This is a genomic window from Dyadobacter sp. CY326, from assembly GCF_021390515.1.
In the GTDB taxonomy this organism is placed as follows: Bacteria; Bacteroidota; Bacteroidia; order Cytophagales; family Spirosomataceae; genus Dyadobacter.
In genome coordinates, this window is the sequence record NZ_JAJUXI010000009.1 from 33,116 (window position 1) to 47,831 (window position 14,716).

12 protein-coding genes are annotated in these 14,716 nt (G+C 44.5%); all 12 read right to left on the reverse strand.

The features are described 5' to 3' along the window. Window positions 1-27 precede the first annotated feature (27 nt). The 12 genes from LZG73_RS18305 to LZG73_RS18360 all read right to left on the reverse strand — a co-directional run bounded on the left by LZG73_RS18305 (window position 28) and on the right by LZG73_RS18360 (window position 14,596). Entirely contained in the window at window positions 28-1,143 is a 1,116-nt protein-coding gene (locus LZG73_RS18305; RefSeq protein ID WP_233853294.1) for a 2Fe-2S iron-sulfur cluster-binding protein, read from the reverse strand. A gap of 21 nt (window positions 1,144-1,164) precedes the next feature. Continuing rightward, window positions 1,165-2,682, reverse strand: a complete 1,518-nt coding sequence (locus LZG73_RS18310; protein ID WP_233853295.1) for a glycosyltransferase family 39 protein — start codon at window positions 2,680-2,682, stop codon at window positions 1,165-1,167. Then, on the reverse strand, window positions 2,682-4,022 hold the full coding sequence (nuoF, locus tag LZG73_RS18315) for an NADH-quinone oxidoreductase subunit NuoF (protein ID WP_233853296.1): 1,341 nt from the start codon (window positions 4,020-4,022) through the stop codon (window positions 2,682-2,684). The genes LZG73_RS18310 and nuoF overlap by 1 nt, the downstream gene beginning before the upstream one ends. 23 nt (window positions 4,023-4,045) lie before the next feature. Next, window positions 4,046-4,543 (reverse strand): NADH-quinone oxidoreductase subunit NuoE, encoded by a 498-nt coding sequence (gene nuoE, locus LZG73_RS18320; protein ID WP_233853298.1) that lies wholly within the window; start codon window positions 4,541-4,543, stop codon window positions 4,046-4,048. 15 nt (window positions 4,544-4,558) lie between these two features. Then, a complete protein-coding gene (gene nuoD / locus LZG73_RS18325; protein WP_233853299.1) occupies window positions 4,559-5,785 on the reverse strand; it encodes an NADH dehydrogenase (quinone) subunit D in 1,227 nt (408 codons plus the stop codon). Window positions 5,786-5,803: 18 nt separating this feature from the next. After that, window positions 5,804-6,304 (reverse strand): NADH-quinone oxidoreductase subunit C, encoded by a 501-nt coding sequence (locus tag LZG73_RS18330; protein ID WP_233853300.1) that lies wholly within the window; start codon window positions 6,302-6,304, stop codon window positions 5,804-5,806. A gap of 6 nt (window positions 6,305-6,310) precedes the next feature. Beyond that, entirely contained in the window at window positions 6,311-6,853 is a 543-nt protein-coding gene (locus LZG73_RS18335) for an NADH-quinone oxidoreductase subunit B (RefSeq protein WP_233853301.1), read from the reverse strand. 28 nt (window positions 6,854-6,881) lie between these two features. Further along, window positions 6,882-7,256, reverse strand: a complete 375-nt coding sequence (locus LZG73_RS18340) for an NADH-quinone oxidoreductase subunit A (RefSeq protein ID WP_233853302.1) — start codon at window positions 7,254-7,256, stop codon at window positions 6,882-6,884. 197 nt (window positions 7,257-7,453) lie between these two features. After that, window positions 7,454-9,598: a sialate O-acetylesterase gene (locus tag LZG73_RS18345; RefSeq protein ID WP_233853305.1), complete on the reverse strand. Its 2,145-nt coding sequence runs from the start codon at window positions 9,596-9,598 to the stop codon at window positions 7,454-7,456. A gap of 154 nt (window positions 9,599-9,752) precedes the next feature. Then, the gene (locus LZG73_RS18350; protein ID WP_233853308.1) at window positions 9,753-12,914 is read right to left on the reverse strand and encodes a sialate O-acetylesterase; all 3,162 of its coding nucleotides are present in this window, start codon (window positions 12,912-12,914) and stop codon (window positions 9,753-9,755) included. Window positions 12,915-12,987: 73 nt separating this feature from the next. Next, window positions 12,988-13,995 (reverse strand): GTPase ObgE, encoded by a 1,008-nt coding sequence (gene obgE, locus LZG73_RS18355; RefSeq protein WP_233853311.1) that lies wholly within the window; start codon window positions 13,993-13,995, stop codon window positions 12,988-12,990. Between the two features lie 22 nt (window positions 13,996-14,017). Further along, a complete protein-coding gene (locus LZG73_RS18360) occupies window positions 14,018-14,596 on the reverse strand; it encodes an adenylate kinase (protein WP_233853312.1) in 579 nt (192 codons plus the stop codon). Window positions 14,597-14,716: the final 120 nt, after the last annotated feature.

Below are 14,716 nucleotides of genomic sequence, written 5' to 3' on the forward strand. Positions count from 1 at the left end.
CAGCTTTGGCCGATTTCAGCCGATTAATTAATTATTTTTTGCTAGCAATGAGCGGTGATTTGCTTTGTCATTGTTTTCGATGCTCTGGTGACGAATTGTTTCCTCGTCGGTAATAAATGGACGTGTATCGTCAATTCGTTTATATTGCGTTTCAGCCAGTTTCAAAGCGAAATCAGGTTTTTTAACCAGATCAGCGCGGTATTTATTGGCCGAAATCACAGAGCTGCGTTTCACTTTGGTAGGACCTTCAAGCACCCAGTCACTGGTTTTCTTTTTTTCAAAACGGCAAGTGTTGCAAATGAAATCATTCACTTCTCCCCAGGTGTTTTTGCGTGCTGTAACGCGGATCACCTCATCGCCGCGATACCAAAGCGTGGTTTTGCCGCAACATTTATCGCAATCCCGGTGCGCATCTTCGGGTTTGGTGAACCAAACTCGGTTTTTAAAACGATATGTTTTATCCGTTAGCGCTCCCACAGGGCAAACATCGATCACATTTCCTGAGAAGTCATTATCAATCGCTTTCTCAATGTAAGTGCTTATTTCCGAAGCATCGCCGCGGTTCATTACGCCATGTAATCTCTTATTTGTGATTTGATCGGCAGTGTAAACGCAGCGATAACAAAGAATGCAGCGCGTCATGTGCAATTGCACAAAAGGACCAATGTCGATTTTATCAAAAGTCCGTCTGTCTTCTTCGTAACGTGTTTTAACAGATCCGTGCTCAAATGCGAAATCCTGCAAATGACATTCACCGGCCTGATCGCAGATTGGGCAATCGAGCGGGTGATTGATCAGGAGAAACTCGACAATGCTCTTGCGCGTGTCCAAAACAGCTGGATTTGTTGTGTTTTCAACAACCATTCCTTCCTGAACTTGTGTTATGCAAGATGGAACGAGCTTTGGCATCGGACGCGGATCTTTGGCCGACCCTTGCGCCACGCGCACCAGGCAAGCCCTGCATTTTCCGCCCGAAGTAGGCAGCGGTTTGTAATAACACATGGCCGGAGGCACAAGCGCAGCCTGACTTTCGTCCGCTTCTGCGATTTTGCGTGCAGCCTGCATAATGGTTGTTCCTGGTTCCACCTCGACTTCAATGCCGTCGAATGTAATTTTTATTAACTGAGGTTTGGTCTCTTCCATGCCAAAAATTATATCATTATGCTATTTGTCAGCTTCGTAAATATCAAACGAGCCAACTGTTGAGCTGTATTTTAAAGTGTTTGCAAAATCAACATTGAGGATGTTAACAGGCACGCTCCCTTTTAATGAAATTACATATTTAATCTCCTTTCTCCTAACCATGCTTTTAAATTTATCAAAGCGAAAGGTCCCGTTCAAATTCGCCAGATAAACAAGGTCTGAAAAAGGAATTAATGCATTGTGAACCAGAAATTGATTTAAAAAATAACCTTCCAGATTATTGCCGCCGCAAATATAAACCCACTCATTCGGTTTCAAATTTTTCTCACCGTATAAATATTCCGACACCTTGCGTTCTTCGATATATTGCGCCTCAAAGTTTGAATTAATCACCGGCCTGTATTTCATGAATACAAAAAGCGAACAATGTAAAAAGGCAATGACCAGATATAGCGGAACAGCAGCCTTTAAAAAAACATTATCAAAACGCCGCGCATTGGCAGAATCAGTCACAAAAAGTGAGATCTGCACAACCGCCAGAAGCAGATAATCCTGATAGTAACCAACGCCTGCTCCAATTTTGAATGCGGTTGATGTCGCGAACAGAAAAAACAGGAAACAGCATAACGTCAAAAAAAGATAAAACGGGGACGTCCTGTAATAAATAATATAAGCGCTGACAATAACATTAACCAGGATCAAAGGTGCAAATTGCAAAAGCCAATGCTGCAAGGTCCAATCATAAAACCAGTCCCAGCTCGCAGAATTGGCCACGCCTCCAACGATGTTGGTAAAAAAAAGTTCAATGGTGTTCACAGGCAGGATCAGCAAATAGAATCCGAACACAGCGATGCCAAAGAATGTAAGCGTCAAAAGCGTTTTCCATTGCTTGTTCAAAATCCAGAATGCGCCCGCAGAGATGGACAAAATCGCACCGCTTTGTTTGACAAAAAATGCAGACACCGCAATGAAAATCGCTACGAACCACCACAATTGTTTCCCGTCATCCTTTAATGCATTGTAGGCAGAAAAAACAAATAGAGATGTCAACAGGATGAGGAGACTATCCGGCCTTGAAGTGGTCAATAGCCAGAAACTTAAAACATGAAAAACAAATAATCCAGCAAGAGCCGCGGTTATCGGTTTCTTCGTCACGCGATAGAGAAACGCACCGATGAAGCATGCGGTGGCCAGTGTGAAAATGTTTGACCAAAGCCGGCTAGCAAGGTAAATTTTGTGCACTTCAATGGCCGACCAGCCCACAATTTTGCAAAACGTAGCAATTATAGTGGAGTAAAGCGGCGCATATTGCGAAAGCCTGAATGGCGCACTCTCGGGGTCTAGATAAATCGGATTTCCCGATACCAGAAGCTGAATGGGCACTATTACACTGCCTTCGCTTCCCGAAATATCCGGGTGATAACTAATGGACGCTTGAAATTTGACAATAAGAAGGACTAATGAACTGATCAGGCCAAAAATCAAGGCAATTAAAAAAGACTTGTCTTTGAGCCAAATCAGCAATTTGTTCACTCCCATTATGCTAAGGCCATTTCACCCTGATATACGGCGCCGGGCTGCGATGCTTCGTGCGGATGTGTAATGTGCCACACGAACTCATCACGGAAATGCCGGATTGCGCTGGCAACAGGCCAGGCGGCAGCATCTCCCAACGGACAAATGGTGTTACCTTCTATTTTTTTGGAAATATCAACCAGCAAATCAATGTCATGCATGCTTCCATGACCGTGTTCAATGCGATGAAGCACTTTCTCCATCCAGCCTGTTCCTTCGCGGCACGGACTGCACTGTCCACACGACTCGTGGTGATAAAAACGAGAGAAATTCCATGTGTTGCGAACGATGCAGGCAGTTTCATCAAAAACAATAAATCCGCCTGAGCCTAACATTGTTCCGGTTGCAAATCCTCCGTCTGACAATGATTCATAGCTCATTAAGCGATCTTCACCATTGGCCGTTTTCGTAATCAAATTTGCCGGCAAAATGGGCACAGATGAACCTCCGGCAACCAATGCTTTCAAATGATGGCCAGTTCTAACGCCGCCGCAATATTCGTCCGAGTTAAGAAATTCCTCAACGCTTACGCCGAGCTCGATTTCATAAACACCAGGTTTGTTAATGTGCCCCGAAGCAGAAATCAGCTTCGTTCCAGTGCTGCGTCCTATGCCAATTGTCGCATATGCATCTCCGCCATTATTAATGATCCAAGGCATGTTGGAGATCGATTCCACATTGTTAACAACAGTCGGGCTTTGGTATAAACCCTTAACTGCGGGAAATGGCGGCTTGTTTCTTGGATTGCCTCTTTTGCCTTCCAATGATTCCAAAAGAGCAGTTTCTTCGCCGCAAATGTATGCGCCACCACCCGGCTGAACGATCAGTTCCAAGTCGTAACCGCTGCCCAGAATGTTTTTACCAAGAAAACCTTGTGCTTTTGCTTCTTCAATGGCTTTTTCCAATATACGGATCACATACATCAACTCGCCACGAACATATATGAATGACTTGTTCGCACCCAATGCAAAACTGGAAATGATCATTCCTTCGATGAGTAAATGCGGAATGCATTTCATCAAGTGGTGATCCTTGAATGTTCCTGGCTCTGATTCGTCCGCATTACAAACAAGATAACGGGGAACGCCTTCTGGTTTTGCCAAAAAGCCCCATTTCATGCCCATTGGAAATCCTGCTCCACCTCTTCCACGCACTCCTGATTTCTTCGCTTCTTCCACAACTTCTTCCGGAGTCATGGTTTTGATTGCTTTTTCAACGGCGGTGTATCCTCCCTTTTGACGATAAACTTCAAAAGTTTCGATTCCCGGTGTATTGATATGCTCCGTTAAGATTTTTCTAGCCATTTGAGGATCTATTTCAGCTTACGCTATTTACTCAACTCTTCAATAATTTCATCAACCTTTTGATTCGTAAGGTTCATATGATATTTCTCACGAATCTGGAAAACCGGCCCCCAGCCGCAAGCCGCAAGACATTCCACTTCTTTCAATGTAAAAAGTCCGTCTGTTGTAGTTTGTCCGGCCTCAATTCCCAATTTTTGTTTCAAATACCCATATACGTCCTCCCCGCCCATTAAGCAGCAAGGGCCAGTGCGGCAATATTCTATCACATGCTTACCGACAGGATCTAGGTGATACATGGTGTAAAAAGTCGCAACTTCATAAACCTCAACGGGTTCAATGCTCAAAAGAGCTGCCACGTGATCCATTACTTCGCTGCTCAACCAGCCCCATTGTTCTTGCGCAACGTGTAAAACTGGCAGCAGAGCCGATTTTTGACGGCCCTCTGGATAACGCGCTATGATTTCTTTTACTTTTTCCTGTCTTTCCGGTGTAAATGCAACCAGATTTGGCGATTCAGTCATTTCTTGAATATTTTTTTAGGCGTCCAGCTCACCTGCAATTACGTTTAAGCTACTCATTGTCAGGATGGCATCGGATAGGGTGCTTCCTTTGCACATTTCCGGATAAGCCTGATAATAAATAAAGCTTGGCCTCCGGAAATGCAGCCTATATGGTGTCCGCCCTCCGTCACTGATCAGGTAAAATCCTAGTTCACCATTCCCGCCTTCAACGGCATTATAAACCTCGCCGATTGGCGCATCTATTTCACCCATTACAATCTTGAAATGGTAAATAAGTGCTTCCATGCTTCTGTAAACCTCTTTTTTTGGAGGTAAATAATATTCAGGAGCATCAGCGTAGTAGGGACCTTCGGGAAGATTATTGATTGCCTGCTCAACGATTTTCAAACTCTGCCACATTTCCTCATTGCGGACCATGTAGCGGTCGTAAGTATCGCCGTTTTGACCAACCGGGATGTCAAACTCAAAATCCTCGTAGGACGAATAAGGATTCATCACCCTTACGTCATAATCAAGACCAGCTGCACGCAAGTTCGGGCCTGTAAATCCGTATGACAATGCTCTTTCCAGAGAGATCGGGCCGACATTAATTGTCCGATCCATAAAGATCCTGTTCCGGTTCAGCAACTTTTCCAACTCGCGCAAAACCGGGGGAAAAGATTTTATAAACTCTTTGATCTTACGGACTGCAGTTGAAGAAAGATCTCTTTCCATGCCGCCCACACGTCCCATATTGGTCGTCAGGCGCGCTCCACAAACTTCTTCGTAAATTTCATAAACCTCTTCACGCTTTTGCATTACATACAAAAAGCCTGTAAATGCACCCGTATCCACACCCAAAATGCTGTTACAAATCAAGTGATCTGTAATGCGTGCAAGCTCCATCATGATCACGCGAATGTATTGCGCTCGTTTTGGAACCTCAACGCTAAGCAGCTTTTCAACCGTCATATGCCATCCCAGATTGTTGATCGGGGAGGAGCAATAGTTCATGCGGTCGGTAAGGGTTGTGATTTGATAAAAAGGCCTTCTTTCAGCGATTTTTTCAAAAGCACGGTGAATATATCCAATGGTCTGCTCGCCCGAAATGATCTTTTCGCCATCCATTTTGAGGATGTTTTGGAAAATTCCGTGTGTGGCAGGGTGTGTAGGACCTAGGTTAAGCGTTGTAAGTTCCTCGACCAGCTCCGGTAAATCGGCATTGGCGGGAACGTTATGTGGTAACAATTCAATATCTGCCATATTTCACTCAGTATAGGGTCATCGGCCAAAAAGGGCGTCGGTTTTGTCCTCCCGCGTCGCATCTTCCATTGGGAATTCTCTGCGCATCGGGAAATAATCCATTTCATCAATGTTGAGGATTCGTTTCAAGTTAGGATGGCCGTCAAACATGATTCCAAAAAAATCGTAAGTTTCACGCTCCATCCAGTTTGCGCATGCAAACAAGCCCGTCGCGGTGGGAATGTGTATATCGGCCTCGGCCAAGCTCACTTTAATCCTGACACGGAAATTGTGCACGAAACTGTGCATGTGATAAACAACCATAAACTCTTTCCCAGGATTATCAGGATAATGAATGCCTGTTATATCCGTTAAAAAGATGAATTGATAGTTTTTATGATTGTGCAAAAAATCTAAAATCGGTATAATTTCCTCACGAGAGGTCGAAAGCGTCAGCAGTCCGTAAGGCTCGTCAAAGTCAAATACTTGATCACCAAATTTTTCCAAAAGCGCTTCGGCTACCTCCTGGTTACTTAGCATAGGGGATTATTGAATATTATATGATGCTAATAATTCAGAATATTCGTCTGTGTTTCTGCGACGAAGCTTTTCATTTTGTGCCAAATGCTGAATGTGCATAAGGCCATCAATGATTTGCTCAGGGCGGGGAGGACAGCCAGGCACATAAACGTCAACGGGAATGATCCGGTCAATTCCCTGCAAAACGCTGTAAGTGTCAAAAATCCCGCCGCTTGTTGCACATGCGCCAACGGCCATTACCCAACGAGGCTCAGACATTTGTAAATAAACCTGCTTTACAACGGGCGCCATTTTCTTGGCGATAGTGCCCATCACCATCAGCAAATCTGCCTGGCGGGGCGAAAAACTAGGCCTTTCAGATCCAAAACGAGATATATCGTAATGTGAGCCCATTGTTGCCATGAATTCAATTCCACAGCAAGAGGTGGCGAAAGGAAGTGGCCAAAGCGAATAACTCCGGGCCAAACCGATGGCTTCATCAAATGAAGTTGCAAAAAAACCAGATCCGCTGTGTCCTTGCGGAGCCTCCACTATCGTTACTTCTTTCATAATTTTTCTGTCTTTTCAAGTTTGTTGATTACTCTTCCCAGTTTAGAACTCCTTTGCGGATCACGTAGTAAAATCCGGAAAGCAGCAGCGCCATGAATAATAACATTTCTACAAACCCAAACATTCCTAACCCCTTGAAATTAACTGCCCAAGGATACATAAATATCACCTCGACGTCAAAAAGGACGAATAGAATGGCAACAAGAAAATATTTTACAGAAATGGGAGTCCTCGCATCACCGACAGATTCAATTCCACATTCAAACGGATCATCTTTCAACTTGCTTTTGCGGCTAGGTCCGATTAAGTGGGTAACGATCATTGTGCCACCGATAAATCCGGCCGCAAGTATGAATTGAACGAGGATCGGCAGGTAATCAGAAGGAAGATATGTATTATTCATTGCGTTATTTATTCAATTACAATCTACGAAATGCGCGCGGATTTGTTGCAGGTGGTCGCGTCTTTCTATTTTCTCAAAATTAGCCTATGCAAATTTATCAATCAAATTCTTGACTTTATCTTTTGCCTAATTAGTATGATACTAAATAAGCCCCGGATGGCCGGGGCTTATTTATAAAAATAGCGATGAATAAGTGTTTATCTGATTACAATCTGCTTGGTAAGACTTTGCCCCTCACCGGTTACGCGGAGAATGTATTTTCCGGTCGGGAAATTTCTTACGTCGATTTCAATGCGGCTGTCCAGCAGTTTTGGAGTGCTTGTTTCGATAACCCTTCCATAAATGTCAAAAAGCGTTATATAAGCATCCCTAATGTTTTCTCTTGACTCAATGTAAATGAAATTGCCCTGACTTGGATTGGGGTAAATAACCACTTCATTTTGTTCATTGGTCTTGAATTCACGTGAAGCCGTGTCAGAATAACAAGTCAAAAGATCATCGCCGAGCGTGTAAACAACCTGCGCTCTGGTTGAGTATTGACCTGATTTCAAGATTTTGATAAGGCGGGCCGTCGTATCAGATTCCGTGTCTGGTCTGCGCCATAAGAATTGTTCATTCAAGCCAGTTTCCGCAATTGAAGCAGTGATACTGAACGGACCGGATGGCTCGATGACAGGCTTTGAAATTTGAGGTCTCACCAGAAGCGAAGAAGCGGCTGAGTTTTCAGAAACGCAACCAAAAATGTTGCTGCCTCTTACGTAATAATCGCCACTTTCAGCGATCAGAGCAGAAGCGCCTGTTGCTATGGCTGTATTTGATCCTTGTTTATACCAGCTGTAAATGTCGCTTCCGCCAGCAACTGAAAATTGGAATGATGAATCAAAACAGGTTTGCTGTTCACCTTCTTGCTGAATCGTTGGCTGTGCGGGTTTTGCTGCATTATCAAGCACAACCACAGATGTCAGGATTGAATTGCCTGCATTGTCCTTCACTGTTGCACGGTAAGTTCCCGGTTCTGAAACCCGAATGGTGTTGTCCGTCGAACCATTGCTCCATAAATAAGATGCAAAACCTGTCGGCAGCGATATTGATACAGCATTGTTTTCTGTAACACATGCTGCGGCTATGTCCGGAATTGGCGCCGGATTGGTTGGCGTAACAGTTGAAAAGAACCTTGCATCAAGACTTTCATTCCAGGCATTGGCCAAAATAGTCAGTGCTTCTCTGGTGCCTTCCGGATCGCGGCCTACAAAGTGTGTTCCATCTCCCCGGTTGGGAACCAATGGATCTGTTTCTGGGCCCGGATAAGTTGGATTAAACTGCGTATCTAAAACTGCATTTTGCGCAGCGATAATTTCTGGATTAATGCTCGATGAGATGTTGAAACCAGCAGAAGTCCGGGAAGTTCTTGCAATAACCCAGGTAATGCGTTTGTCGCCCGTTTCAGTTCCTAATCTGTTCATGACAAATTGGAGATTCTCACGATAAGACGCAGCCGGTGTTTTAAATAATGCGTCCGTTTCGCCCTGCATCCACAAAACCGCCCTCACACCATATTGGTTGCCATAGTTTCTGGCAGCAATTCTAAGGTTGGCATATGGCATTTCCGGAGGGTAAACGAAGCCACCGTATTTGTTTTTTGTAGGCAAGCCTTTTGCGCTGCTTGCCCAGTTTTCAATGGAAGTCCCTTCCCAAGCGGTGTTAATGAATAAAACGGGCACATTCAGTTTTGCAGTCAAAAGATCACCCAAAACGCCCCAGCACCATGCTGATTGGCCTCTTGGAGACATAATGCCAAGATCTTGTGAAATTTTCGCGAAAGCTGGTGGAACGGGATCAGTCAGAAGGTCTCGATCGTCGTTGTTGTAATTTGAAATATACATAACCCGGTCATCCTGAGCAGACGGGCCTGGATAAGCTCTTAAACCCTGCGCATTGGATTGGCCTGCAATGATAAAAACCTCTCCTACGCCCAACCTTGAAAGAATATCTCTTCCAACCACTTTTCCGTCGGAAAGTCCGCGGACTTCAATGGAATACCAGCCCCCAATTAATGTGATTTCTCCGGCGAATACACCGCCCTTCGGAGCGTCCTGCAAAGTTTTCCATGGAGTTTCTACGCCCTGTCCCTGAACAACCGGCACTGCACGCGCTTCAACTTTGTCCATCGGAACGGAAAATGTTCCCGAAACAGTAATTTCTCTTTGACCGGTAATATTTCTTTGATATACAGCCTGAAAAGTAGGAGATGTAATTCTTATCTGCGAAAAAGCTGTTGAGGATATCAGGCATATCAACAGCAATGCCTTTGCCACTACCGGAAAAATAATTCTATAACGCATTTGGGAATTCTTGAACAGGGTAAAAATTTGTATATCTAGACAGAGTTGGATGGTCGATGCATGCTGCTACAAAACGGTCACAAATGTAAATGAATATTTTTGCTAAAATATCACTATTCCGTTTTTTTGATTACAACAAGAAAGCTATCATCGTTTATTGAACGACAATGAGCTTTTGTGTAGCAGTAAATGACACTGAAACGATCCGAATTATGTAGATACCACTTGATAATCCCTGAATATTAAAGAATTGCTGGCTATCAAATTTCTTTACCTTGAAGCTTCTGTGAATTTTGCCGTGGCTGTCAATGATCTGGACGTCGGCATTGTTTACATTTTGTAATGTTTCAACAGTGATGTTGCCGTCTACAACGGGATTTGGATACGTAACGAAACCCGGATTGTTCGTGTCGGCGAAGAAGTTAAACGGATCGGAGAAGTCGGAAAAGCACGTCAATGTCGGGCTGTATACAACTGTGTTGTTGACAAGATAAGTCCCCGATCGGATGGCTTTCAGCGTGGCTGTATTCTCTGTCAGGTCCATTCCATTGAACTTCCAAACGTGATCGCCGGAGTTGAGATTGTTCTCCGCGATCAGCGTATACGTTCCGATCTGACGAATTGTCGGGCGAGAAGGTGTTGCCTTCACATCAACAGCAATGTTCCTTGAATATGGAGAATAGCAGCCGATTTCGTCCCTAACGCGGGCGGCGTAAACTCCTGATTTGTAAACTTGAATGGTGTCACCTTCGCTCGTCGTGTTCCAGAAGAATGTGTTTCCTTTTGTCGCTTTCAGCACCACAAAATCGCCATCACAGAAAGTTGTATCACTCAATGCGGATACTGTAGGCGCTGGCGGAAGTGCAAGTGTTTGCGTTGTAATCTGATTACTAGGATCTGAGTAGCATTGAAACTCATTGATAGTCTGAACGGAGAATACACCAGCAGTTGTGACTCTTAATGTTTGTGTGGAAGCGCCATTGCTCCATAAAAACCCTGCGCCAGGCGTAGATTGAAGGCTAACACTCAGGTCAGCGCAGAAAGCAACGGGGCCATTTGCAGTAATAGTCGGTGTTGGGGGCAATACATTGGCCACCACTTTAACCACAGGAGAAGCTGGGGAAACGCAGCCATTGGCGTCGCGCGCTGAAATTGTAAAATCACCAGAATTTCTGATTTCAATGTCTCTGCCGGTTTCGCCGTTACTCCACAAATATGAGTAAGCCTCGCTGCTTCTTAATGTCGTATAATCACGAAGGCAGAAAGTTGTAGGGCGAAGTGCTGTGATTGCTGGTGTTGCAGGCAGCGTATTGACTTTTACCGCAACTACGTCTGATGTTGATTCGCAGCCGTTTGCGTCACGCTGTTTGAGCGAGAAATTGCCGGTCGCATCAATCGTGATTGCTTTTGTTGTGGCAGCCGTGCTCCATATATTTCCGCTGTCGTAATTGGAAGTCATGGTGATATTTTCTCCCTCACAAAATGTTGTGTTACCGCTTAATGCAATTACAGGTTTTTGTGGCAATGAATTAACTTTTACATTAACAGGCTCTGAGTCAGGAGAATAGCAACCAACCGCGTCAAGCGCCTTTACGCGATATTCGCCCGAGGTTTTCACAACAATTGTTTCCGTATTGCCACCGTTAGACCACACATTCTTCAACTTGGAGTCAGAAGTAAGGCTTACTTCACCTCCGTCACAAAATTCGAGAATGCCTGAAGCGGAGATCTTTGGTGTTGGAGGCAAGGGTGCAGTGGAAACCGTCATGGTGACTTTGTCAGACGATGCTTCGCAGCCATACACATTTTTTGTAGTTACAAAATATTCTCCGCCGGCCGTAATTTGCAAACGGTCGCCCGTTGAACCATTATTCCAGCGCACATTTTCGGAAGTGCTTGATACTAAGGTTGCTGTATTTCCCAAACAGACCGGATTGCTTCCCTCTAATGTGATAGATGGCTTGTTAGGCTGAATGTTTTCATTGACCCTGATTTCCGGCGAGAAAATGTAATTTCCCTGACCATCGCGTGCACTCACTCGATAAGTGCCGTTGCCAACTTGCGTACTGTTGGCGTTTTGGCCATTGCTCCAACTAAATTGTGAAACCCCAATGCCCTCAGCAGTCAGGTTAAGGTTTCCATTTCCTGCACAATTGGCTTTAATTCTCAAAGGCGACGTTCCCTGATATGGATCTGAATTTGCAAAAAAGTTATCGTTCAATTGTTGCGCCCAGGCATCACCCACTTGTCTCAAACCGTCATCCTTGAAATGGACGCCTTCACCATCGGTTCTTGGAATTTGAATCAGATCAGTGTTTGGACCTTGAAATACATTGGGAACATTGTTGATAACCCTTTGCTGACCTTCCGTAACGCGGGAATTTGCCCCGCGAAGGTTGTCATAAGATGTAAGTGAAACGACCCATGAAATATTTTTCCCAGATTCGTTTCTGCTGGTTTCGATAACTGTTTTTAAATCATTGAAGTAAGAATCTGCATCCGTGCCTTTGAAATTATCAGATTCACCTTGCTGCCAGAGAACCGCCCGCAATCCTGTGATGGGAGTCAAACGTTGAACTACATTTCGCAAGTTGCCATAAGGCATTCCATAAGGTTCAAAATTAACATTGGCATACACGGACTTGCCCACACCATTGATGCTCTCTTTCCACGTTCTTACCGCAGATCCCGTCCAGGCAACATTGTAAAATAAAACCGGCACGTTAAGTCGGCTAACCAGCTGATCTCCAAGCCTTCCCCAACTCCAAGCAGAAGAGCCGCGTGGTGCAATATTGGTTTCTCCGTCCAAATGACTGAATGTTGGATTCCGTGGAAGTTCTTCTGGAAAAGGCTGTTTGAATTGCTGATTGATTACGCTAACACGGTCGTCTTGCGCACCTTGGGCTCCAAAATTTGAAAATCCCTCACCATTGGATTGGCCTGCGATCATAAAGACTTCGCCTACGCCCACGTGATCCACTCGGTAAGAACCAATCATTTGATCACCCAAAAATGCACGAACTTCCAGCCTATACCATCCGCCCTCCGGATTTAATGTTGCTGAATAAAAACCGCCTTGTGGATTTTCAATAGTTGCAAATTCAGCCCTGCCTGGTCCATTGATCGGCTCCAATTTAACCTCGATTTTTGAGATAACTTTTGTGTAAGTACCGGAGATGTATAGCGTTGCATGATTGCCTTTATCACGTTGAAATACTGCACGATCGGTTGGAAAGTCGATGCTGATTTGTGCAGAGGAGGTGAACGAGAGAAAGCTTAATCCTACCCAAAAGAAGAATGGTAGATAGTGTTTCATAGAGCCTTAAATTCATTATTGTAACTACTTTGACACACAAGATGCATCAAATGGTTGCTTTTTCAAGAAAATATTATTTTACGGATAACGGGAAATTGATCGCGCTCCATACCTGATCTTTCAATTGTTCAATTCCTTCTTGGGTAATTGCTGAAATTAAAATGCTTGGTATGTTGGCAGGGAGATTTTTTTGAAGATCGGCCCGCTCTTCGTCCGAGAGAAGGTCAATTTTGGAAATCGCGAGAATGCGATTTTTGTCTAAAAGAGAGGGATTATAAATTCTGAGTTCTTGGAGGAGTGTTTCGTACTCAGCATGAATGTCTTCGCTATCAGCAGGCACCATGAAAAGTAAAATGGAATTACGTTCTATATGACGCAAAAAACGCAAACCCAAACCTTTTCCTTGCGATGCTCCCTCGATGATTCCGGGAATATCTGCCATGACAAATGATTTGTAATCTCTGTAAGAAACCACGCCGAGGTTAGGCACGAGCGTGGTGAAAGGATAATCCGCAATTTCGGGCCGGGCGGCTGAAACAACAGAAAGTAATGTAGATTTCCCCGCATTTGGAAATCCAACTAATCCTACATCAGCGAGCACTTTTAGTTCCAGAATCACCCAAGCTTCCAGGCCTGCTTCTCCTGTCTGAGCGTGTTGCGGCGTTTGGTTGGTTGCCGATTTAAAATGGTCGTTGCCCATTCCGCCGCGACCACCTTGCAATAGAATTACTTCCTGGCCATCTTCTGTGATTTCGAACAATTGTTCGCCCGTTTCTGCATTCTTGGCAATGGTGCCAAGCGGAACTTCCAGGATAATATCTTTTCCAATAGAACCCGAACGCCTCCCGCCTTCTCCGCCTTTACCGTCGAACGCCTTCACGTGCTTGGTGTATTTTAGGTGAAGGAGTGTCCACAATTGCGAATTCCCTTTGAGGATTACGTGACCGCCGCGACCACCATCGCCGCCGTCAGGTCCGCCCTTTTCAACGTGCTTTTCACGTCGGAAATGCAGAGATCCCGCGCCGCCAGAGCCGGAGCGTACATTAATTTTTACGTAATCAATAAAATTGGAAGAAGCCATGTGTATAGTGAACGGTGAGTTATTAAACGGTAACCTTAGAAATCGCCTGATTGATTTCTTCAAAAATAAAATCTATTTCACCGATCCCGTCAATGGCAACGAATTTGCCCTGGGCTTGATAGTAATCGGCAACTGGTTTGGTTTTGCTGTTATATTCCTGAATCCTTTTGCTGATCAGCGATTCATTTTGGTCGTCCGGACGTCCGGAAGTCTTTCCACGGTTTAGCAAACGTGCCAGCAGTTCATTATCGTCTACAACGAGCGCAATCATTACGGAAATACTTTCGTCATAGCTCGCCAAAAGCTGGTCAAGTGCCTCAGATTGCTTTACAGTCCGCGGAAATCCATCAAAAATAAATCCGGCTGCGTCCTTATGCTCCTTTAACTTATTGTCAATCATGCCAATCACGACTTCATCCGGAACCAGAATCCCTTGATCCATCAATGTTTTAGCTTTCAGGCCCAGTTCAGATCCGGCTTGAATTTCGTTACGCAACAGGTCTCCCGTCGAAAGGTGTATTAGTTTGTACTTAGCAATGATTTTTTCACTTTGAGTGCCTTTACCTGCACCCGGAGGGCCAAACAGTATAAGATTCAGCATATGTTGCAATAAAAATTGATGTCGCGGTGATCGGAGTTTTCAGCAAATTTACAATTCTAAATAAATGCCAGCCTAATTGTTAGTAGTATTTTTACAATAAAAAATCCTCCTGATTGCTTA

Bases quoted from the DNA above. Each gene is read 5' to 3' on its own strand.
- LZG73_RS18360 (WP_233853312.1), bottom strand. From the start codon at position 14,596: ATGCTGAATCTTATACTGTTTGGCCCTCCGGGTGCAGGTAAAGGCACT.
- LZG73_RS18330 (WP_233853300.1), bottom strand. From the start codon at position 6,304: ATGCTAAGTAACCAGGAGGTAGCCGAAGCGCTTTTGGAAAAATTTGGT.
- LZG73_RS18345 (WP_233853305.1), bottom strand. From the start codon at position 9,598: ATGCGTTATAGAATTATTTTTCCGGTAGTGGCAAAGGCATTGCTGTTG.
- LZG73_RS18350 (WP_233853308.1), bottom strand. From the start codon at position 12,914: ATGAAACACTATCTACCATTCTTCTTTTGGGTAGGATTAAGCTTTCTC.
- LZG73_RS18305 (WP_233853294.1), bottom strand. From the start codon at position 1,143: ATGGAAGAGACCAAACCTCAGTTAATAAAAATTACATTCGACGGCATT.
- nuoF (WP_233853296.1), bottom strand. From the start codon at position 4,022: ATGGCTAGAAAAATCTTAACGGAGCATATCAATACACCGGGAATCGAA.
- obgE (WP_233853311.1), bottom strand. From the start codon at position 13,995: ATGGCTTCTTCCAATTTTATTGATTACGTAAAAATTAATGTACGCTCC.
- nuoE (WP_233853298.1), bottom strand. From the start codon at position 4,543: ATGACTGAATCGCCAAATCTGGTTGCATTTACACCGGAAAGACAGGAA.
- LZG73_RS18310 (WP_233853295.1), bottom strand. From the start codon at position 2,682: ATGGGAGTGAACAAATTGCTGATTTGGCTCAAAGACAAGTCTTTTTTA.
- nuoD (WP_233853299.1), bottom strand. From the start codon at position 5,785: ATGGCAGATATTGAATTGTTACCACATAACGTTCCCGCCAATGCCGAT.
- LZG73_RS18335 (WP_233853301.1), bottom strand. From the start codon at position 6,853: ATGAAAGAAGTAACGATAGTGGAGGCTCCGCAAGGACACAGCGGATCT.
- LZG73_RS18340 (WP_233853302.1), bottom strand. From the start codon at position 7,256: ATGAATAATACATATCTTCCTTCTGATTACCTGCCGATCCTCGTTCAA.